Genomic DNA, 19,621 nt, shown 5'->3' with positions numbered 1-19,621 from the left:
GTTTAGCCCCCGATTTGTGACATGCTGCGCAAAGGGCGCTCAAAGCCGATTTGGTTGATTTGATGGCCCGCTTCTTTTTGCCAGACCCAATCGCAGATCAGGTTTGTGAGTTCGGTGCTTGTTGCCTGCTGGCGCAAGGGTGTTTTTAAATTGAGTTCTTGACTTGAAAACAGGCAATTGCGCAAATACCCATCGGCTGTCAGACGAATTCGGTTGCAACTGTGGCAAAAGGGCTCGCTCACTGCATTGATAAAACCGATTTCGCCGGGGCTGCCATCGGCAAAGTGCCAACGTGAAGCAGGGTTCTTGCCTGCAGCTTCGACCGCTACCAAGCGAAATTCGGCTTCAATCTGAGCTTTGAGTTCTGCGCCTTTGACGACCTCCTGTGGAAGCCAGCCATCTCCTTGGCCCAAGGGCATGAATTCAATAAAGCGAATGGCCCAGTTTCGCTCACGGGCCAAGCGGGCAAAGGACAGGGCTTCGTCGTCATTGAAGCCCCTGATCATGACCGTATTCAGTTTGATCTCAAGATCGGGATAGCGATCAAGACAGTTTAAACCGGCCAATACCCGCTGATAATCATCCCGGCGGGTAATTTTGGCAAAGCGTTCCGGCAGCAGGGAATCCAATGAAATATTGAAAGAACGCAACCCGGCCTGGTAAAGCGCAGGCATTTTTTCGGGCAGCAGTATGCCATTGCTGGTGAGCGAGACTTTTTTAAAGTGCAGAGACTGAATTTGGCTGAGCAAAATTTCAAGATCTTTGCGCAAAAGGGGTTCGCCCCCTGTCAGACGAATTTCTTCAATGCCCAGCTCAGCAAAGATTGTGAGCAGTCTGAAAATCTCCTCAAAACTGAGAATTTCTTCACGGGCCTGCCAGTTGAGTCCGGCTTCAGGCATGCAATACTGACAGCGCAAATTACAGCGATCGGTCAGTGAGACTCTCAGTTTGCGGGCCACTCGCCCCCATTGATCTTTTAATTGCCCGTGGGCCACGTTCAAAGGCCTTGCAGATGGTGCTTGAGCAATTGCATCACACGCTCAAAAACGGGAGCGAAGCCGGGAGCGGGGAGATTTAAGGGCTGCCAGAAAAACTTAAATTCGAGGCCTTCCTCATCGATACTGCCAGTGGCAATATGGCTCCAGCTCTCAGGTTCATCGCCTGTGGCGGGTTGGGCAAACAGATGCCAGATCTGATGCTCAAACAAGCCGCCGGATTCGATTCCCCCAAAGGCGCCATGGTGAATCAGCCCGAGGTAAGTGCCCGGGGTTTCCCGCTGCAAGCCCGCTTCTTCCTGCAATTCACGCAAGGCGGCCAAGCCCAGATCTTCGCCGGGTTCGAGTGTGCCTTTGACAATTTGATGCCCCGCACTGGGGTGTTCAAACGCCAAAAGCTCTGGGCCATTCTGGCCTTCGCGCCAGATACAGGTGCAGACTTTTTGTACGGTTTTCAGGCCATGTTTATGTACCCAGCGTTGCAGGAGCTGATCCTGCTGAACCGTGGCTACTGTATCCTGACTCAGCCAGGCCTTGTCACGGGCCTGACCGAGTTCGGCCAGCTTTTCAGCCAGAGGCAGATGCATGCTTAATTGACCGAATGGGTGGCCAGTGCGGCTGCCCGTGCTTCGCCCAACTGACGCAGACGTTCAAAGGCGTAGAGACCGGTGGCGTGACCATCGCTCCAGGTAAACTTGAGCGCGTAGGAGCCTACAGATTCAATCGCAATTGCTTTGACATCCAAGGGCACCATACTGGGAATCAGTTTGCGTTCGCCTGTATCTTCATCGACACAGACTGCGCAAGGGCAAACCAGACGCAGGCCTCTGAAATCGAGTTCATAATCTGTGCCGTCCTGCCATTGAATCACGAGCCCCGATTCGCCGGCCTTTTTCAGCCCGACTGGGGTAATTTCTTCAAGGGCGTAGCGGCGAGCTTGGCTGATTTGAGAAGGCACGGGTGTTTCTCCTGCTTCACGGTGGGCGGGTTCGCCCTGACCGCTGCTCAGATTCCAGTGAAACTGACCCAAGGGAGTGGGGCCGCTGTTGATCAGGCTGACCTGATCAATCACAGCTGATGCCAGGTTGCGGAAAGATTGAACCGCATCAGCGGCAGGATAGGCCGTGAGCAGAGGTTTGTTTTCATCGCCACTGATGGCGACGGTCTGATCCATGGGAATATTGCCCAAATAGGGAACACCTGCGAGTTCAGACAGGGCTTGTCCGCCTCTGAAGGGAGAGGGTTCTCCGCTGGGGGTGGCCCAGCCACTCATGTTTTCAACCACTCCCAAGATCGGAATCTTGACTTTTTCAAACATGCGCAGGCCACGCAGAGCGACTTTTACGCTCAGGGCTTGGGGGGTGGTGACAACCAAAGCTCCTGTCAGGGGAACGGTTTGGGCCAGTGAAAGCTGAGCATCGCCTGTGCCGGGTGGCAGATCGAGCAGCAGGTAATCCAGTTCGCCCCAAAGAACCCCTGTGACAAATTGATGAATAAACTTGGTGATCATGGGCCCACGCAAAATCGCAGGAGTATCCTGACCGACTAAAAATCCCATCGACATGACTTTGATATCGTGGCTGCTGATCGGAACCAATTGCTGGTTGAGCATTTTGGGTTGTTCTTTTTCAAGCCCCAGCAGGGTGGGAATGCTGGGACCATAGATATCCACATCGGCCAGACCGACACGAAATCCTTTTTGGGCCAGGGCCAGGGCCAGATTGACACTGACGGTAGATTTGCCTACGCCGCCCTTGCCGCTTGAAATGGCAATCACATTTTGAATGCCAGGTAATGCTTGACTCATAAGTTTCTCCTAAAAAATACCCAGTTCGAATTTAACATCTTCTGATGCCATGGTAGCCGGATCCCAGGGCGGTGAAAAGGTTAAATGAACTTCAACTTCACCAATACTGTCTCCAAAGGTCTGTTTCAGAATGGTGGGTACCTGGCCCATAATCACGGGACCATAGGGACAACCCGGAGAAGTCAGGGTCATTTCAACATCTACAGAGGGAGGGGTTTGGGAGGTTTCCAGGGTGACCGTATAGACCAGACCCAGCTCGACAATATTCATATGTAATTCAGGATCAATGACCTGACAGAGGGCATTCATAATGCTGTCTTGATCGGGCGCGTTCAAACTTTGGGGCATATTGCTGGGAGAAGTTGCCGACTCTTCTGTTTGGCTTTGCGCAGTCTCAGAGGGCTGACTCTCGGATTTTGCCTCTGTTTTGGGATCAGGAACGTGTGTTTCTGCCATTTTCAAAAATACCTCAGATTCTTTCTCTGGGAGGGTGCTTGCAAGGGTTTGCGTTTCCATATCTTTCCCGACGGGGCTCCTAATGTGTTGTTTGTGTTTGCTTGCGGGCTTTTGCAAAGATGCGTTGAACCCGTTGTAGGCCCGCAAGCAAGGCATCTATTTCAGACAGGGTATTGTAAAAATAAAAGCTGGCTCGCGCCATGCCATTGACCTCAAAGCGGCGCATCAGGGGTTGACAGCAATGGTGGCCGGTGCGAATCGCAATCCCCTGTTGATCCAAGAGCGATCCCACGTCTGCCGGGTGAATTTGCTCCAGATTGAACGAAAGAATTCCCCCCCGTTGAGCGGCGTCTTGAGGGCCATAGAGCTTGAGACCTTCGATTTTGGCAAGCCCTTCCAGGGCATAGCTTGTCAGCAGCGTTTCATAGGCATGAATTTTTTCCATGCCGAGGGTGGTGAGATAGGTGAGGGTGGCTCCCAGACCCAGTACGCCTTCAATATGGGGGGTGCCAGCTTCAAAACGATAGGGCAGATCACCCCAGGTTGAATGGCTCTCAAAAACTTCTTTGATCATGGCGCCACCGCCATGAAAAGGTTCCATTTGGGCCAGAATTTCTTCCCGGCCCCAAAGCACGCCGATGCCTGTCGGACCGGCCATTTTATGCGCCGAGAAGGCCAGAAAATCACAATCCAGAGCCTGCACATCAACAGGCAGATGGGGCACACTTTGGGCGCCATCTACGAAGATCAAGGCGCCCTGGGCATGTGCCAGACGCGCCAAGGCTTGAACATCATTGAGCGTGCCCAGCACATTGGACATTTGGGTGACCGCGACGATTTTGGTACGATGATCGATCAGTTGGGCAGCGGCTTCAAGATCCAGAAGACCAGTTTCTGTGACCGGAATCAGACGCAGTTCGGCTCCCTTTTTTTCTGCCAGTCGTTGCCAGGGCACGAAATTGGAATGGTGTTCCATTTGCGAAGTGACAATCACATCGCCGGGCTGAAGATTGCTCTCTCCCCAACTGTAGCTGATCAGATTGACCGACTCAGTGGTTCCACGGGTGAAAATCACGCTGCGGGCTGAAGGCGCATTGATAAAGCGTGCGGTTTGCTCTCTGACCGCCTCAAAGGCGTCGGTGGCTTGTTGACTGAGAGTATGAATGCCGCGATGGACATTGGCATTTTGGGTGCTGTAATAGTGCACCAGGGCGTCAATGACCGCCTGGGGTTTTTGCGTGGTGGCTGCATTATCAAGGTAAATCAGGGGTTCGCCGTTGACTGTTTGTTTCAGGATTGGGAAATCTTCGCGAATCCGTTCAATATTTAGAGTCACGCTTCGCTCCGATCTTCGCCTTCCGCCAATAAATGCAGAGAAAGGTGGGCTGCGATACGCTGCTGCAGATCCTCATGGGGGAAGCGCAGAATCACTTCTTCCATGAAGCCTTCAACCAGCAGGGATTCGGCCGTATGTTGATCAAAACCACGGCTCATGAGATAAAAACGCTGTTCAGGATCCAAAGAACCAATCGCTGCACCGTGCCCAGATTGTACATCATCAGCCAGAATCTCCAGGTTGGGAATTGCGTCAGCACGTGATTTATCACTGAGCAAAAGACTTTTGCTGACCTGTCCAGATTCACTCTGCTGGGCTTCGGGGCTGACATAAATCATGCCATTGAAAAACGAATAGGCTTCATCTTTCAGCACGCTGTGATAGATCAATTCGCTGCGTGTATGGGGGCTGCGGTGATCTTGAAGGGTGTGTTGGCGAAAATGCTGTTGGGCCTGGCCCATATTCAGACCCAGAAATAAAGACTCAGCCCCTTTTGCCTGTAAAAGAGATTGGGTTTGGGCATAATGAAAGGCGGCACCCAGGGAGAGATTCATTTGCGTTAAATGTGCATCTCTTTCCAATTTTGCCTGGGTATAGCTATGGGCATGCACCTCTTGGCCCCAATTCTGCAAATGAATCAGTTTCAAATGGGCTGCACTGCCCAAAACCATTTCAATCAGATCCGAGCTGAAAGAGGGCTGGCCTTGGCTTTCTGCGTGATAATCGCAGATCACAGTGGCCTGTGCACCTTCATCGAGCAGAATCAGCGAACGGCTGAAAAGAGCCTGTTGGGCTTGATTCAAACTGCTGAGTAAATAGAGGGGTTCTTGAATTTCAACGCCACGCGGTACCCATAAAAAGAAACCATTGCGCCAATAGCTCAGGTTCAGGGCCGCCTCCCGGTTTTCAGTGGCGGGTAAAACCTGATCCAAAGCCGTTTGCACTTTTTCAGGGTAAGCCAGCAAGGCTTCTTGAAGTGAACACAGCACCACGCCTTGGGCTTTCAAGCGTTCAGAAAGTGAAACTTCAAGTGCTGTTGCATTGAGCATCTGGGCGGTGCTGGCGAGATTTCCCCAACTGGCCTGACGTTCATCTAAGCCAGCGCCTGCGGGGCTGGATCCCGGCGCTTTCAGATTGCTTTCATCCAAAAGTGGAATTCGGCGCAGGTTGCGCTGGGGAGGCAGGGGCTCAGGCAGGTTTTGATAGCTGTCCCAGGCCTTTTGACGCAAGCTCTGAGACCAGGTAGGTTCTTCTGTTTGAGCCAGTATTTCACTGCAGAAGCTTTTGCGAAAATCGAGAGAAAGAGCTGTATTCGTCATGGTTAACCAATTGAACCTTCCATTTCCAATTGAATCAGCTTGTTCAGCTCAACGGAATATTCCATGGGGAGTTCTTTGGTGAACTCTTCAATAAAACCATTCACAATCATCAGGCGGGCGTCATCTTCTGTCAGGCCACGGCTCATCAGGTAAAAGAGCTGTTCGTCGCTGATTTTACTGACAGTGGCTTCGTGGTTGATTTGTGCTTGATCTTCATCGATTTGCATGGTGGGATAGGTGTCCGAGCGGGAATCCTTGTCCAAAAGCAACGCGTCACAGCGCACATTTGATTTGACGCCATGGCAACCGGGCAAGACTTTGATCAGGCCCCGGTAGCTGGTGCGTCCGCCATCTTTGCTGATCGATTTGGAGGTAATCACAGAAGAGGTATTGGGAGCCAAGTGCAGAATTTTGGCCCCGGCATCCTGGTGCTGGCCTTTGCCTGCCCAGGCAATCGAGAGAATTTCACCCTTGGCTCCCTCGCCTTTGAGCCAGACAGCAGGGTATTTCATGGTCAGTTTAGAACCCAGGTTGCCGTCTACCCATTCCACAGTTGCGTTTTCATGGGCAATGGCACGCTTGGTGACCAGATTAAAGACATTGTTTGACCAGTTCTGAATCGTGGTATAGCGGATTTTTGCGCCTTTCATAGCGATCAGCTCAACCACGGCAGAGTGCAGGGAGTCGGTGGTGTAGATTGGGGCTGTGCAACCTTCAATATAATGCACGGAACTGTCTTCATCGGCAATGATCAGGGTGCGCTCAAACTGGCCCATATTTTCAGTATTGATACGGAAATAGGCTTGCAGGGGAATGGCTACTTTGACACCTTTGGGAACATAGATAAAACTGCCCCCACTCCAGACTGCAGAATTCAGGGCTGAAAATTTATTGTCGCCGGAGGGAATAATCGTGCCGAAGAATTTTTTGATGATTTCAGGGTGTTCACGCAAACCTGTGTCCATGTCCATAAAAATCACGCCTTGTTTTTCAAGGTCTTCACGCACGCTGTGGTAAACCACTTCGGATTCATATTGGGCGGTCACACCGGCCAGAAACTTTTGTTCGGCTTCTGGAATGCCCAAACGGTCAAAGGTTTCGCGGATATATTCGGGCACTTCATCCCAATTGTTTTCAGATCTTTCAGAAGAACGTACATAGTAATGGATATTGCCGAAATCAATCTGATTCAAAAACTCATTGTTTCCCCAAGTGGGCATGGGTTTTTCATTGAAGAGGCGCAGCGCCCGCAAACGAAAATCGAGCATCCATTCGGGTTCGTTTTTCATAGACGAAATCCGACGTACGATTTCTTCGGTCAGACCTTTTTCAGACTTAAAAATATATTTGTCTTCAGGGTCATGAAAGCCATATTTATAGTCTTTATTCAGATCTTCGAGTTCGGCACGGGTTTTTTCCTTGCCGCTCAGGGCGGGTTCGCTATTCTCAACTGCCTGGTTGGTGATCATTGCCATTGTATTTCTCCTTAAACGGCCACGGCCGTGCGGAATTCATTTTCAATCTGTTCGTAGCCTTGAGCTTCCAGTTCCAATGCGAGTTCTTTGCCACCGGATTTTACAATCCGGCCTTCGAAAAGGATATGGATAAATTGGGGCTCAATATAATTGAGCATGCGCTGATAGTGGGTAATAATCAGCACTCCCATTTCGCTGTGACTGGCGGCTACGGCGTTGATACCTTCACAGACGGTTTTCAGGGCATCGATATCCAAACCTGAGTCGGTTTCATCGAGGATCGCCAAATCGGGCTGTAAGAGGGCCATTTGAAGAATTTCGTGACGTTTTTTTTCGCCCCCGGAAAAGCCTTCATTTAAATAGCGTTTGACAAATTCTTCTCGCATATTGAGCAGTTTCATTTTTTCTTGCAAAACCTGTCTGAATTCACGCACGGAAACATCTCCACCCCGGCGGGCTTTGAGCATATTGCGCAGAAACTGGAAAACCTTCACGCCAGGAATCACCATCGGGTATTGAAACGCCAGAAACATGCCTGCGCGGGCGCGTTCATCGGGCGCCATTTCGAGTAGATTTTGACCTTTAAAGAGAACCTCGCCAGCGGTGATCGTATAGTTTGGGTGCCCCATCAAGACATGTGAAAGCGTACTTTTACCAGATCCATTGGGGCCCATCAGGGCATGAATTTCACCAGGATAAATAGTCAGGTTTACGCCTTTGAGAATGGGTTTATCGCCTACATTGGCGTGCAAATTGCGAATTTCAATGGTGGGGGTTTGATTTGTTTGCATAGAGTCCTCTTTGGGTTTGCTTGTCATAGGATTAACGGGCCATCTGCAGGGGCAAAGGGAAGTCAGAAAAAAGCTGTTGTTCCATATTGCTTTCTTCATTGAGCAGATCGGCCAATGTCAGGTGATCGAGAATGCGGTAGACATGGCGGGCAACCATCAGCCAGACAGGCCTTACGCTGCAGGCACTGCTGTGAACGCAGGCGTTCTGATTGCCGGAAAAATGCTGACAGATATCTGTAAAAAAGTCACCATCGACAGCTTTTACCAATTCGCCGACTGTGATTTTATCTGGGGAACGTGTAAGTTGATAGCCGCCGTACATGCCACGAACACTGCTCACGAGTCCTACCTTACGTAATTGAGCTAAAATTTTCTCAATATAGGCGACGGACAGACCTTCTTTTTCGGCGATATCTTCAGCTGAAAGCAGTTGGTTTTCTTTGCTTCGAGCCAATTGCAATAGACATCGCAGACCGTATTCTTCAACCGCTGAAATTTTCATCGGATTACCTGCTTGATCTGATTCTGATACCTTCATGCTACCATTTGCATGAAAAGCAGACAAGATACTCGGAATTAAAACCCGATAAAAAAATCCGTTTTTGTTTTCTTAAAAAAAATCTTATGCTATAAAGGTTTTGGAATTTCTTATGTTTTATTCTTGAATAGAAACAAAATCTTGATTATAGAAAACCTTAAACTAACCTTAAATTTTCTTGCGGAATATAGCGGCAAAATTTTGGCTCGAATCATTGCTGAGTCTACCGGATGGATTGTGATTTGTTTGAATGAAAGAGCTTTCTTGAAGGCTCTTGCTGAGAGCAGACTAAAAAACGAGGCCACTGAAAGTGGCCCCGCCGTTTGTGTTAAGGATCTTTATCGAAGGGCAAATAGCCCGCAGATTTACTGGGCAATAAAACGGATTTCTTCAGCAGGACGCAGTGCAATCGCGCTGGCACCCGCTAAATCACCGGTATTGGGCATGGTGCGAATTGCACTGACCTGAATCCGGTACTGGGTATTGGTGCCAATGCCTTTAAATTCCAGTTCATTGCGGCTGGAATTGGGAGCGGTGCTGGTAATATTCAGACGTTTGGTCAGAGCCAGGGGCACCAATTGTTTGGGGTCGGTGCTGGTGCTGGTAGAACCTGAAGTCAAAGCGCCAGAGCGGGTGCCATAGGTAATTTTGGTGTTTTTGGTAATTGCACCCCAAAGTACAGTGCCGCCCAGGTCAGAGACCTGAACATGGTAGAGACCAGTGCCGGCATCTTCCCATTCAAATTCAACGCCCTGGCCGAGAGGATCTTTGAGAATTGCATCGTTTTCGGCGGGTTTGAGGAGCTTGAAGGCTTTGATATCGTTGGCTGAAATAACTTCAACAGGTTTGGTTTCGGCACGAACGACCGCAATGGCGTTGGTATTGTCGCCACGCAGATTGTAGATATAGGTTTTGCCGGAGGTTAAGCTGGGATCTTCATCGGTAAAGGTGTTTTGGCCTTTGTTGTTCAGGGTGGTGATATTGGTGACTTGTTCTGCACTTTGGTCTGATTCACGGCGGAAAAATTTCAAAGTGCTGGCGTTTGAACCCACGCCATCCCAAGAGAGATAGACGCTGGCTTTGGAGTCGGAACCCCCCTTTGAGAGTTCGCTGACAGAAACTGCATTCAGTTTGGCCGTTGCGGGAGAGCCAGGTGTCACAGGGGAGGGAGCACAGGCAGCCATGGTGAGCATGGCGAAGGCTGAGGAGAGCAATGTAACTTTGGACAATGTATTTTTCAGAAGCATTTAAGAAACCTCTTTCATAGATCTTGATTCAGATTACCAGATTTTAGCTTTGCCTGAAATTATTGCTTTCTAAGTTTCAGGCATGAGCCTTAGGACGCAAACCAAGTGAAAAATGTTTCATTGATTTTTTTGAATGGCAGAAAGAAAGCCTGCTACGGCCTTGCGGAAACGGGAGTAAAATGCACCTTCCAGGTAGGGTTGAAGCCCTTCTCCCTGCCAAAGTTGCATTTGGCGCTCAAATTCGGGTGGGATTTCGTTGGCCACGACTATGACACCTTCAGACGCTAAAATTTCAAGCAGATGATGCAAAGACGCTTGGGGGTGATAATATTTGAGCGGCAAGCCCCAGAAAAGATGAGCAGCTTCAAGCACCAAGGGTAAAAATTGAAGAATCACATGGTAAGGCAAGGAGGGGTTATAATCTCCAATATCCTGAATCAGGTAACGGCAGTGAGAGGCAATCGGGTCGATATAAGAGAGGGCATAATCCACGCGGCTATAGCCTTCGTCATCGATGCGATAGGGATCGAGTTCTACCCCTGTCAGAAAAACCTTTCGGGGAATGGGTCTGTGGGCGTGCCGAAAGAACTGATAGATGGCGGGGGCGTAGATCCAATCTCCTGCGCCCACATCCAGAATTCTGAGACTTTCCTGTTGCCAGAAGGGCAAATGGGCCGGCAAACTTTCTTCAAGAATTTCGAGCATATAGAGATTGCGTCGGTAGGCTGCATCGGGCAGATATTGTTTCCAGTCACGAAGATCATATTTTTCATAAAAAATGGCTTCAAGGGCATAGGCTGAAGTTTGCAAATCTTCAGACATCATAGAAAAAAGTTCTTCATCCTCCCAGGTGCGACGCAAGCGGACTTTTCCGGCCATGGGTTTGGTGCGATGACGCAGACTGAAGGCATTCTGGTTCGCTTTATCGAGCAATTCCTGAGGGGTCATTTGCTGAGGACTGAAAAAAACCAGCGCACGGGGAAACATCTGTTTGATCAGGCGTTCTATCACCAATCCCTGGGTGCTTTGATGGTCGTTGATACCCACCACCAGGGGCTGGTAGGCCTGCAATTCCTGAACCAATTTTTGGGCATCGGTAGAAATTTCTTTCTCAAGATCCCAAATTCGCAATTCGTTCTGCTCATTGATCAAGTAGTCGCAGATTGGAAAAGGTGTTTCTGGAAAATAGACATCCTCCCAGCGAAAGGTTGTCAGGCCGTGTGTGGGAGCTTCAATCAGTGCAATTCTCAAGATTGAATATACCCTAGCGTAGAACGGGCTTAAAGACAGAGCGGGTGGGAATAAAGGCCACCGGACGAACTGCTTTCATGGAAGTATAACCTAAGGGGCCAGACACGATTTCGAGGGATTCTTCACGAGAGGTTGGGTTTTGCAGAACAGCGATATGAATCACTTGCATCAGTTGATTTAATGCGGAGCGCACGGGATCTTTGACCGTAAAAAGAAAAACTTCAAGGTCTTCTTCTGGATTGCGTCGCAGCAGCCCTTGACCAGATGAAGAGTCGCGCTTTTCATCCTGGTGCTCTACGCTGCGTTTGCGTCTTGAAATATACTCAGGACCAAAGCCGCTGCCACCAAAGCCGATTCTGCCTGTTGCGGTTGTTGTCATACGCTTCCTGTCTGTGAATTCCTCTGACTACAAGTATACTATAAGCTATTGGCAGTCTGCGCGTCTGAGCGCATTTGCAACCAATCTGCAATTTGTGGAATGGTCATCTGCAATAAAGAAATGGATTGAAGTTGTTCGAGATCTTCTTCCTGGGTTTTTAAGCACACCCCATTGAGACGCAACATAACATCAGCAGCCAAGAGAGCGGTCAGTATATTGCCACTCAGAAAGGGACGGCTTTTCATTAAACTGTCTAGCAGGACGGCTGCTTTTTCAAAAACGGAGGCAAAGGGTTCATAGTCGTCTATTCGGGTTTGAGGGCGGGCCAGAGCTTCTTCTACGGCGCTGCGGGTGAGGATGCCATAGGGCATTTGGCGCATGGCCGCAATTTGCCAATTGATTGCGAGCAGTTCAGCAAAATTTAAATAACGCATTTTAGTCTCCCAGGGCATAATGACGTAGAAAATGGGTTTGCGCGTCAATGGCCTGATTTAAAGCCAAACTGAAATGGGGATCGACATAGGCATTCACAAAGGTATTGGGGCCAGCTTGCAGCGATTCCAAGGTGGTTTCAAGCATTTGCACATATTCGGGAAGTTCTAATCCCAGTCGTTCCGCTTTGCTTTGCATGGCCTGCAGTTGTGCCTCTGGCAGATGGGCCCCACTCATTTTTCAAATCTCCTGGCCTGGATTGGAATTGTTCCATTTAATCCTAGCACAACTGATTCTCTTTTTTGAGTGCGCCAGTTAAGATAGTGCAGGAGAATGTCTGAAAAATGTTCACGTTCAAGTCCTTAATCATGATCATGAAGCAATATTTGCCCGCTTGTTGTCTGGGTTTTTTCTTGCTGTGTATCTGTTTGCCTTTAAGCAGCTGTGCTGATGGACTGATTCTTGAACCCGTACCGGCCTATGATCAACCACGGATGGTTTTACCCACTGAACAACCCAGCCCGGAGCCTTCTCCCGTCACCCCACTTGAAATTGCGCAATATCAAATCAAACAGAACCAGGAAAAATTTTCGCCCTATCTGATACCTTTGTCACTGGCCTTGGTGTTGTTTACGTTTTTTTTCAGATTTCTTCGCCTGATCTACAATCTCAGTACGACCACTCCTGACCCCTGAGTTCGTTTCTCATTCGGGAGGAGCCGCCGGAGGGGGCTCCATTTTTTCAAGCTCTTTGATCAGTTGATCCAATTCGTTGATCACGCGTGTGTTTTTTCTCTGGCTGGGTTTTGGGCTGCTGGGGGGGGTAAGCATCGGCTCTTGTCTGTTTTGAGCTTGACCTGGAACCGAGAGCCGCAAATCCATATTGCCAGTGCTGCCCGCTGGAAGGTTTTGGTTGGAGCGTAAAGCTGATGATGGCATCGCAATCGGCAATAACTCATCAACTGAGGGCAATTCATCTGGATCAATTTTGGTAGTGTCCACGGGATCATATTTCTTGGCATTCAGGCGTTCATAGCGTGGTGTATTTTCTTCAGCGTTTTCAGGGGCTTTTGCGGCTGCAACGATGGCTGGGTAACCTGCTGCACTGCCTGGAAAATCTTTCTTGGGTAAATTTTTATGTGCCTCTCGCATAAAACGGGCCCAGAGAGTGGCTGCCAGGGTGCCTCCTGTGGCCCCCCCATACATGCGGGTGGGCGTATCGTTGCCGATCCATACGGCGGTACAGAGCTGGGGACTGAAACCCACAAACCAGGCGTCACGGTGGTCACTGGTGGTGCCTGTTTTGCCTGCTACGGGCCTGCCAATATTGGCAGCAGGTGCCGTTCCTCGCAGGACAACGCCTTTCATTATTTTGATCAGCTGATAACTGGCCTCAGCACTGTAAACCGGCTCTGCCTGGCGGTTGCGGTTGTCTTCGAGCACATTGCCATAGCGATCTTCAATTCTTAAGATCGGAGTGGGTTCAAGATAGCGCCCCCCACGCGCAATCGTGCTGTAGGCATTGGCCATTTCGAGCGGATTCACTTCGCTGGGGCCCAGGGGCAAAGAGAGTACGTTTTTGAGCCTGGAACGAATGCCCAATTTATGGGCTGTGTCGATAATATTGCCATTGCCGAGTTTGTCTCCCAATTTGACGGCAATGATGTTGACAGAGCTTTCCAGCGCCCTTTGCAGGGTCATGGTGCCACTGTAACCCCCACTGTAATTTTTGGGCTTCCAAACCCGGGTGCCAATCCTGAATTGAATCGGTTCATCGATTTCAGTATGCCCGGGAGTATAGCCTCTGGCGAAAGCCGTTAAGTAAACAAAAGGCTTAAATGAAGAACCTGGCTGGCGTTGGGCTTGCCAAGCCCGATTAAACTGGCTTTCAGAATAGTTTCGCCCCCCCACCATGGCGCGTATAAACCCAGTTTGTGGCTCGATGGCCACCAGAGCTGCCTGTTCGGCATTCATGCGTTTCAGCTGACTCATATGTTCTTTGAGCGCTTTTTCGGCCTGCTCCTGCCATTGGGTATTGATGGTGGTATAAATTCGCAAGCCCTGTTTCAGTGCTTTTTGATCGCCATAATTTTCTTTCAGCATGGCCAGAACATAGCTTGTGAAATAGGGGTAACGCATACTGCCCGCTTTAAGCCCCGCCACCTTGAGAGGGCTTTTCAAGGCTTGGGTATATTCTTCTGCCGTAATAAATTTCAGCTCTCGCATTCTTTCTAAGGTGAGCTGCATACGGTGTTCTGCACCTTTAAAGTTTCGGTAGGGCGAATAGATTTCTGGGCCGGTTAAAATACCCGCCAACATGGCACCTTCATTCAGTTTTAACAAACGGGCAGATTTTCCGAAATAGGTTTGTGAGGCGGCTTCGATGCCATAGGCATTGTGGCCCCAATAAACTTGGTTGAGATAGAGTTCCAGAATTTGATGCTTCGAGAATTTTTTTTCGACTTCGGTGGCCATCCAGGCTTCGGCCAGTTTGCGCTGGGGGGTGCGTTCTGCTGTCAAAAAGGTATTTTTGACAATCTGTTGTGTAATCGAGCTGCCCCCTTGAACTGCTGCTTTGCGATCGAAATTGGCTTTGAGCGCACGGGCCATGCCAATCCAGTCAATGCCTTTGTGTTCATAGAAACGGCCATCTTCTGCCGAGATGACGGCTTGCTGAATTTTGTCGGGTACCTGATTCAGAGGTAAAACACGTCGGTTTTCTTCACCGAAGAGCTTCATCAGCAAATGGTTTTTATCATCGTATATTTCTGTAGTCTCAATTGGGGCATAATATTGCAGAGCAGAAACATCAGGCAATTGCGAGAAACGAAGGGCCATGCCTGTATAGGCGCCGCCCAAGCTGCTGGCTCCTAAGAGAACTGGCAGCATGAGCAGGCGAAAGCTCCAGCGCAGAATTCCCCAGAACACTTCCCAAGCATCAATGCTTCGGTGTGCTTTGCGACGGTTTCCAATCAAAGGGCTGGCTTTGTGTCTGGCCTTTGCATGTTTTTGGAGACCTGGAGGCAGAGGAGCAGGCAATTTATGATCAGGTTTCATTTCTGTGGCTCAACAGTTGTTTTTCCATTCAGCCACTTGTAAAAAAAAAGATCAGCGGCTTGGAAAAAGGGCTCAGTTGCGTGAATTAAAATGACGCAGTTGTTCTCCCATATTGTCCTTGATGCGCTCAGCTTTTTTCTGAAATTTACGGCGGGTACGCTCGCCACTGTCGGGAGCCTGTAAGAGTCCGAAACTGAATCCAAGGCCCAATCCGAGCCCGAGACCAGTAAAAAAGATAGACCAAAGTTTGCGATTGAGATCCATAGTCAGAGCACTTCCTTCAAGTTCGATATGCTTTCAGGGGGCTGGGCCCCAAAGACGTCTTTTTTTTAGTATACCCTCAGTGATTCAGGAAAGGGTATATGACTCCTTCAATGATGATCCTGGGCAATTTGCTCGGCGGTAATTCCACCCGTATGCAAGAGGGCGTGATAGGTTTGATTGACAACCCCCAAGATGCCTGCACAAATCAGCAGAAAGAGAGCTGCCTGTGGGGTGGGTTGGCCTGAAGGAGCCAAAAGAGGTAGCCAACAGAGAGCCAGAATCAAGAGGGTCAGCGTTTGGTAGCGCATCAGGCCCAGATGTTGCAAAGGGGCTTTGCCTGCGCTGTAAGCCAGACATAGCGTCAGGATCAGAAATCCTCCGGCGAGAGTGTAGAGACCCATGGGCAGACAGAGGTAAAGAAACAGCCCGCCAAACAGCGCGGGATAAACACCTGAACCAATATAGCGATTGAGGGTATGCCGCAATTGCAGTTTGTGGTTGCGATAAGCTGTCCAAGCTTGAAAACTGAAAAAGAAAGCGATGGCAGAAATCCCTTGAAAAGCAAAAAGCAGATTTTCTTCTGCCAGCCAAGGTCTGTCTGCTAATCGGGACGCTGCCAGCATTAAGATTGAAACGAGCAGGCCCAAAGGCAGGTGAATATAATGCCTGAAGGTATTGCGCAAGAGGTTTTTGTCGCCCAAGAGAAGCCCCAGTTCTTCTTCCTGGACTTGTTTTCTTTCGTGGGTGGTCCGAAATTTTTTCATGATTCAGTCAGCGGAGGCATGCCTTGTTTGGGGCGGGCATCTTCAGGGTACTGAGGACTCATTTGCAATAATTGTTCTTTGTGGATCACGAAATCTTCCCGTTTGCTTGCGAAAATCGTATAAACACCTGAATCCATGCGGATGGCATCGCAGGGACAGGCTTCTACGCAATAACCACAATAGACGCAGCGCAAGAGATCAATCTCAAAAACTTTTGGATATTTTTCGATCGCAGGGTTTTCATGCTGCTCGGCTTCAATATGGATACACAGTGCCGGACAAACTGTTGCACACATCATACAGGCCACGCATTTGACGCTGCCGTCATCTCTTTGGGTTAAGCGGTGTTTGCCGCGATAGCCCTTGGGCATGGTTTTCTGTTCCAGTGGATAATCGACCACAGGCATTTGATCCGCATGCAAAACATTATTCACCAAATGGCTCATGGTCAGAAACATGCCTTTGAAGATCGGCAGAAGATAGGTTTCTTCCCAAAAACTCAGTTTTTCACGGGGTATTTTTTTGATCGGTACGTCTTTCATGCTAGCCTCCTGAGAGTCCTCCAGTCAGTGCGACTCCCAGGCCTGTCAGAAAAATATTTGCCAAGGCGAGAGGGAGTAAGGATTTCCAGCCCAGAAACATCAGCTGGTCGTAGCGGAAGCGCGGCAGTGTCCAGCGCACCCAGATAAACATAATCAGAACAAACATCAGTTTGCCAATAAACATTCCCATTTGCGCCAGTGCAGCAAAGAGGGGGCCAGCCCACTCCTGGGGAAAACCGAGGGCCAGAATCAGGGCCAAAAGCCCCAGTGAACCCAAGGCCGCCAAACCCAAAAGACCTGAAAAAATCAAAGCCTCTTTATCGCGCAGATCGCCGAAGCGATGGCTGTGTTTTTGGTAATAGCGGAATAAATAGACGGCGAGTCCCAGCAAGACGACAGCCCCACCCGCCAAAGAAACCTGGGTGAGCAGTGCTGCTTTCTCAATTAAAAAGGCGGTGTTCATAAAGGGAATTTGCCAGCCGCCTAAAAACAAGGTCACGATCATGGATGAGGCGACGACCATGGCGACATATTCGGCCATAAAAAAGGTGCCGAAGAGCATGCCACTGTATTCGGTGTGAAACCCGCCTACCAGTTCAGATTCTCCTTCTGCCAGATCAAAGGGAGCGCGGTTGGTCTCTGCAAAAGCACAGACCACAAACACGATTGCAGCCAAGGGTTGGAGCAGAATTCCCCATTTGGGAATAAAGCCAAACAGAAGGTCTCCCTGTTGGCGAACGATTTCATTGAGATGAACCGTGCCGGTTAACATCACAATCCCGATCACAGACAGACCCAAGGGCAGCTCATAACTGATGAGCTGCGCGCTGGAACGCATTCCCCCCAGCAGAGAAAATTTGTTATTTGAAGACCAACCTGCCAATACCACCCCATAGACCATCAAGGAGGTCATGGCGAAATACCAGAGCAGGCCCGCGTCAATATTCAAAACCTGCATGGGAATTTCTCTGCCCCCGATTTTCAGCACGTCGGCGAAAGGAACGATGGGCAGAATAACCAATGCCACAGTCGCAATCACGACAGGGGCGAGCATATAGTGAAAAAAATGAACGCCTTTGGGAATGATTTGCTCTTTTGAGAGCATTTTGAGTGAGTCGGCGATCAGGTGAATTAAGCCCCCCAAACGGATAAAGCCGATCGCGGCTCGGTTGGGGCCAATTCGATCCTGCATCAGAGCAGAAACTTTACGCTCCAGCCAGACCAAGAGAGGAACCATCGATAAACCAAACAACAAGACAAAAAGTGCTTTGATAAAAATGACCAGTGCCATGATGGGATCAATCATGGAGTGCGACCTCCTCTACTTGAGCTTCGACAGGTGTGGGCTTGAGAGACAGGCCTTCATCCGGGAGTTCATAAAAACTCAGACCCTTCAGGGCTTCATATTGAGAGGCCAGATCTTTCCAAATCTCTTCCAGATCCTGATACGCTGGGCTTTTGTTGACTTTCATGAAAAGTTGGCTCAGGCTCTGCCAACCTGTTTGTACCTCGGCAACCGGTAGCAGGGCCCGATAAACTTTCTGCAGGCGCTGCTCACAGTTGATATAGCTGCCATAGTGTTCAGCATGGCTGGTGATGGGCAGACTGAAATCTGCTTTTTCTGCCAGTTGGGTACGGTGTGAACCCAGATAAATCAAGGTTGGGCGTTGCTCTTGAAGCAAATGTTCAAAATCATTGTTTTGACAGTGATTGTCGAGAATGATCAGCAGCTTGATCTCCGTGCGCATCAGTGCAGTTTTCAGGGCCTCATAATCCGTATCGATCCCTAAGAATTTAATCCCTTCCTGATTCGGCGTTTTGTCGGGATGACGTAGGAAATCATCTCCCTCGCCTAATTTTTCAAAACTGGGCCCCCAAATTTGGGGGGTATCGCTGAGTTTGCTGAGCAAAGCCTTTAAGCAGAAATTGTCTTCAAGGCTGGCTTGTGGACTGGCCAGGCCAGCTACTGCTTTTTCACCGTATTTTTGCAAGGCGTGCCCGATGGCTTCTTGAGCGCGCTCAAGGACTGTTTCAAGGGGGTGGGCTTCGCCATGAATCAGTGCATTTTGCAGTCGGTTTTCGTTTAAGGATTTATAGCTCAGGCGTCCTTCGTCGCAGAGCCAATAGGCATTGACTTCTGGATTGGTGCGCGGGCGGTAACGGTAAATGCTGCCTTTTTCATGATCCAATTGAATATTGCATCCGCGCGCGCAGCCCGTGCAGATAGACTTTGTGCTGTTGAGAAACCAGACGCGTTTTTTAAATCGAAAATCTTTGCTGGTCAGTGCTCCCACAGGACAAATATCCACGACATTGGCTGAATAGGGATTGTCGAGTTTTTTGCCTGGGAAGGTATCTATTCTGCATTTTTCACCACGCCCAGTAATCACCAGTTCATCGCTATGGGTAATTTCTTTACAGAATCGAACACAGCGTGAGCAGAGGATACAACGCTCTTGATCGAGCATGACCAGGGGGCCGACATCGACCACTTTATTCTTTTTGACTTTGGGAACTGTGGAGCGGTTGGTATACAGGCCATAGTCCATATAGTAGTCCTGCAGACCGCATTCTCCTGCCTGATCGCAAATCGGGCAATCAATGGGGTGGTTCAGGAGTAAAAACTCCATGACCCCTTGGCGCATTTTTTTGACGGTATCAGTGGTGGTCATGACTTCAAGCCCTTCACTGACAGGGGTGCTACAGGCAATTTGGGGCATCACGCCACGTGGACCTTTGACTTCTACCAGACACATTCTGCAATTGCCTGAAACACTCAGACCGGGGTGGTAACAATAATGTGGAATGGTAATGCCCACTGAGGCGGCGGCCTGAATCAGATTTTGTCCGGCTTCGACTTCGTATTCGACCGAGTCGATAATGATTTTCGGCATGGTTGCGCAGGGCCTCTTGTCTCTAAGTATGCATCAAAGAAAACTGTGTCTCTTTTGGATATCCCACACATTTTA

General features: G+C 49.5%; 21 protein-coding genes. 1 reads left to right on the top strand and 20 read right to left on the bottom strand.

What is annotated here, in order from left to right:
• Positions 1-2: 2 nt before the first annotated feature.
• The 14 genes from moaA to COW20_02465 all read right to left on the bottom strand — a co-directional run bounded on the left by moaA (position 3) and on the right by COW20_02465 (position 12,263).
• Positions 3-995 (bottom strand): GTP 3',8-cyclase MoaA, encoded by a 993-nt coding sequence (gene moaA, locus COW20_02530; protein ID PIW50396.1) that lies wholly within the window; start codon positions 993-995, stop codon positions 3-5.
• 2 nt (positions 996-997) lie between these two features.
• The gene (locus COW20_02525; protein PIW50395.1) at positions 998-1,582 is read right to left on the bottom strand and encodes a hypothetical protein; all 585 of its coding nucleotides are present in this window, start codon (positions 1,580-1,582) and stop codon (positions 998-1,000) included.
• A gap of 2 nt (positions 1,583-1,584) precedes the next feature.
• Entirely contained in the window at positions 1,585-2,802 is a 1,218-nt protein-coding gene (locus tag COW20_02520; GenBank protein PIW50394.1) for a sodium:proton antiporter, read from the bottom strand.
• Positions 2,803-2,811: 9 nt separating this feature from the next.
• The gene (locus COW20_02515) at positions 2,812-3,111 is read right to left on the bottom strand and encodes an aromatic ring hydroxylase (protein PIW50505.1); all 300 of its coding nucleotides are present in this window, start codon (positions 3,109-3,111) and stop codon (positions 2,812-2,814) included.
• Between the two features lie 226 nt (positions 3,112-3,337).
• Positions 3,338-4,594, bottom strand: coding sequence for a cysteine desulfurase (locus tag COW20_02510; protein PIW50393.1), 1,257 nt, complete (start codon positions 4,592-4,594; stop codon positions 3,338-3,340).
• A complete protein-coding gene (gene sufD / locus COW20_02505) occupies positions 4,591-5,913 on the bottom strand; it encodes a Fe-S cluster assembly protein SufD (GenBank protein ID PIW50392.1) in 1,323 nt (440 codons plus the stop codon). Before sufD ends, COW20_02510 begins: the two co-directional genes overlap by 4 nt.
• Positions 5,914-5,915: 2 nt before the next feature.
• Positions 5,916-7,382 (bottom strand): Fe-S cluster assembly protein SufB, encoded by a 1,467-nt coding sequence (sufB, locus tag COW20_02500; GenBank protein PIW50504.1) that lies wholly within the window; start codon positions 7,380-7,382, stop codon positions 5,916-5,918.
• 17 nt (positions 7,383-7,399) lie between these two features.
• Positions 7,400-8,179 (bottom strand): Fe-S cluster assembly ATPase SufC, encoded by a 780-nt coding sequence (gene sufC, locus COW20_02495; protein PIW50391.1) that lies wholly within the window; start codon positions 8,177-8,179, stop codon positions 7,400-7,402.
• A gap of 31 nt (positions 8,180-8,210) precedes the next feature.
• Entirely contained in the window at positions 8,211-8,717 is a 507-nt protein-coding gene (locus COW20_02490) for a transcriptional regulator (GenBank protein PIW50390.1), read from the bottom strand.
• Positions 8,718-9,082: 365 nt separating this feature from the next.
• Complete coding sequence (locus tag COW20_02485) at positions 9,083-9,964, bottom strand: hypothetical protein (protein PIW50389.1); 882 nt, start codon at positions 9,962-9,964, stop codon at positions 9,083-9,085.
• Between the two features lie 117 nt (positions 9,965-10,081).
• Complete coding sequence (locus tag COW20_02480; GenBank protein PIW50388.1) at positions 10,082-11,215, bottom strand: hypothetical protein; 1,134 nt, start codon at positions 11,213-11,215, stop codon at positions 10,082-10,084.
• Between the two features lie 13 nt (positions 11,216-11,228).
• Positions 11,229-11,594: a hypothetical protein gene (locus tag COW20_02475; GenBank protein ID PIW50387.1), complete on the bottom strand. Its 366-nt coding sequence runs from the start codon at positions 11,592-11,594 to the stop codon at positions 11,229-11,231.
• 38 nt (positions 11,595-11,632) lie between these two features.
• Positions 11,633-12,028 carry a hypothetical protein gene (locus tag COW20_02470; GenBank protein PIW50386.1) on the bottom strand — a complete coding sequence of 132 codons (396 nt, stop codon included), beginning with the start codon at positions 12,026-12,028 and terminating at the stop codon, positions 11,633-11,635.
• A gap of 1 nt (position 12,029) precedes the next feature.
• A complete protein-coding gene (locus COW20_02465) occupies positions 12,030-12,263 on the bottom strand; it encodes a hypothetical protein (protein PIW50385.1) in 234 nt (77 codons plus the stop codon).
• 107 nt (positions 12,264-12,370) lie between these two features.
• Between COW20_02465 and COW20_02460 the strand changes: the two genes are divergently transcribed.
• Positions 12,371-12,721: a hypothetical protein gene (locus COW20_02460; protein PIW50384.1), complete on the top strand. Its 351-nt coding sequence runs from the start codon at positions 12,371-12,373 to the stop codon at positions 12,719-12,721.
• A 9-nt stretch (positions 12,722-12,730) separates the two neighbouring features.
• On the opposite strand, the gene COW20_02455 is transcribed toward COW20_02460, so the two are convergent.
• The 6 genes from COW20_02455 to COW20_02430 form a co-directional block, all read right to left on the bottom strand.
• The gene (locus tag COW20_02455; protein ID PIW50383.1) at positions 12,731-15,082 is read right to left on the bottom strand and encodes a penicillin-binding protein; all 2,352 of its coding nucleotides are present in this window, start codon (positions 15,080-15,082) and stop codon (positions 12,731-12,733) included.
• Between the two features lie 72 nt (positions 15,083-15,154).
• Positions 15,155-15,346 (bottom strand): hypothetical protein, encoded by a 192-nt coding sequence (locus COW20_02450; protein ID PIW50382.1) that lies wholly within the window; start codon positions 15,344-15,346, stop codon positions 15,155-15,157.
• A 107-nt stretch (positions 15,347-15,453) separates the two neighbouring features.
• Positions 15,454-16,110: a hypothetical protein gene (locus COW20_02445; protein PIW50381.1), complete on the bottom strand. Its 657-nt coding sequence runs from the start codon at positions 16,108-16,110 to the stop codon at positions 15,454-15,456.
• Positions 16,107-16,568, bottom strand: coding sequence for an NADH-quinone oxidoreductase subunit I (locus COW20_02440; protein ID PIW50503.1), 462 nt, complete (start codon positions 16,566-16,568; stop codon positions 16,107-16,109). The genes COW20_02445 and COW20_02440 overlap by 4 nt, the downstream gene beginning before the upstream one ends.
• Positions 16,569-16,653: 85 nt before the next feature.
• A complete protein-coding gene (locus COW20_02435) occupies positions 16,654-17,958 on the bottom strand; it encodes an NADH-quinone oxidoreductase subunit H (protein PIW50380.1) in 1,305 nt (434 codons plus the stop codon).
• Positions 17,951-19,546: an NADH-quinone oxidoreductase subunit L gene (locus COW20_02430; protein PIW50379.1), complete on the bottom strand. Its 1,596-nt coding sequence runs from the start codon at positions 19,544-19,546 to the stop codon at positions 17,951-17,953. The genes COW20_02435 and COW20_02430 overlap by 8 nt, the downstream gene beginning before the upstream one ends.
• Positions 19,547-19,621: the final 75 nt, after the last annotated feature.

Source organism: bacterium (Candidatus Blackallbacteria) CG13_big_fil_rev_8_21_14_2_50_49_14, assembly GCA_002783405.1.
Lineage (GTDB): Bacteria > Cyanobacteriota > Sericytochromatia > UBA7694 > UBA7694.
Note: the sequence above shows the minus strand (reverse complement) of the source record. Positions and strands in the feature narration are given on the sequence as shown.

Excerpts from the sequence above, each read along its gene's own strand:
- COW20_02525 (PIW50395.1), bottom strand. The coding sequence starts at position 1,582 with ATGCATCTGCCTCTGGCTGAAAAGCTGGCCGAACTCGGTCAGGCCCGT.
- COW20_02520 (PIW50394.1), bottom strand. The coding sequence starts at position 2,802 with ATGAGTCAAGCATTACCTGGCATTCAAAATGTGATTGCCATTTCAAGC.
- COW20_02515 (PIW50505.1), bottom strand. The coding sequence starts at position 3,111 with ATGAATGCCCTCTGTCAGGTCATTGATCCTGAATTACATATGAATATT.
- sufD (PIW50392.1), bottom strand. The coding sequence starts at position 5,913 with ATGACGAATACAGCTCTTTCTCTCGATTTTCGCAAAAGCTTCTGCAGT.
- sufB (PIW50504.1), bottom strand. The coding sequence starts at position 7,382 with ATGATCACCAACCAGGCAGTTGAGAATAGCGAACCCGCCCTGAGCGGC.
- sufC (PIW50391.1), bottom strand. The coding sequence starts at position 8,179 with ATGCAAACAAATCAAACCCCCACCATTGAAATTCGCAATTTGCACGCC.
- COW20_02490 (PIW50390.1), bottom strand. The coding sequence starts at position 8,717 with ATGAAGGTATCAGAATCAGATCAAGCAGGTAATCCGATGAAAATTTCA.
- COW20_02485 (PIW50389.1), bottom strand. The coding sequence starts at position 9,964 with ATGCTTCTGAAAAATACATTGTCCAAAGTTACATTGCTCTCCTCAGCC.
- COW20_02475 (PIW50387.1), bottom strand. The coding sequence starts at position 11,594 with ATGACAACAACCGCAACAGGCAGAATCGGCTTTGGTGGCAGCGGCTTT.
- COW20_02470 (PIW50386.1), bottom strand. The coding sequence starts at position 12,028 with ATGCGTTATTTAAATTTTGCTGAACTGCTCGCAATCAATTGGCAAATT.
- COW20_02465 (PIW50385.1), bottom strand. The coding sequence starts at position 12,263 with ATGAGTGGGGCCCATCTGCCAGAGGCACAACTGCAGGCCATGCAAAGC.
- COW20_02460 (PIW50384.1), top strand. The coding sequence starts at position 12,371 with ATGTTCACGTTCAAGTCCTTAATCATGATCATGAAGCAATATTTGCCC.
- COW20_02455 (PIW50383.1), bottom strand. The coding sequence starts at position 15,082 with ATGAAACCTGATCATAAATTGCCTGCTCCTCTGCCTCCAGGTCTCCAA.
- COW20_02450 (PIW50382.1), bottom strand. The coding sequence starts at position 15,346 with ATGGATCTCAATCGCAAACTTTGGTCTATCTTTTTTACTGGTCTCGGG.
- COW20_02445 (PIW50381.1), bottom strand. The coding sequence starts at position 16,110 with ATGAAAAAATTTCGGACCACCCACGAAAGAAAACAAGTCCAGGAAGAA.
- COW20_02440 (PIW50503.1), bottom strand. The coding sequence starts at position 16,568 with ATGTTTCTGACCATGAGCCATTTGGTGAATAATGTTTTGCATGCGGAT.
- COW20_02435 (PIW50380.1), bottom strand. The coding sequence starts at position 17,958 with ATGATTGATCCCATCATGGCACTGGTCATTTTTATCAAAGCACTTTTT.
- COW20_02430 (PIW50379.1), bottom strand. The coding sequence starts at position 19,546 with ATGCCGAAAATCATTATCGACTCGGTCGAATACGAAGTCGAAGCCGGA.